Source organism: Streptomyces sp. SP18CS02 (assembly GCF_036322365.1).
Lineage (GTDB): Bacteria > Actinomycetota > Actinomycetes > Streptomycetales > Streptomycetaceae > Streptomyces.
The window spans coordinates 1-324 of the sequence record NZ_JAQYXC010000076.1 but is presented as its reverse complement, the minus strand read 5'-3'; the positions used below and the strand labels follow the sequence as shown (position 1 = coordinate 324).

At 47.8% G+C, this 324-nt stretch carries 1 protein-coding gene; it reads right to left on the bottom strand.

The window, feature by feature from the left end:
* Positions 1 to 232, bottom strand: a 232-nt coding sequence (locus PUR26_RS34495; RefSeq protein WP_329868080.1) for a hypothetical protein, incomplete at its 3' end; no start/stop codon positions are given.
* Positions 233 to 324: the final 92 nt, after the last annotated feature.

Below are 324 nucleotides of genomic sequence, written 5' to 3'. Positions count from 1 at the left end.
GGGGGGGGCCCCCCACAATCCCGCAAAACCACCACCAAAAAAAAAAAAAACAACAAAAACACCAACACCAACAAAAAACCCAACACCCCCAACAACCACAACAAAAAAACCAAAAAAACAAACAAAAAAAAAAAAAAAACAACAAAAACAAACAACACACACCACAAACACACCACCCCCACCACACAAACAACCCACAACACCCACAAAAAACAAAACCCCCCAACACCACACCCCACCTCCCCCCACAACAAAACCCCAACCACAAAACAGCACACAACCCACCCCACCCAAACTCCCCCCCCACCAAAAACCCCCCCGCGG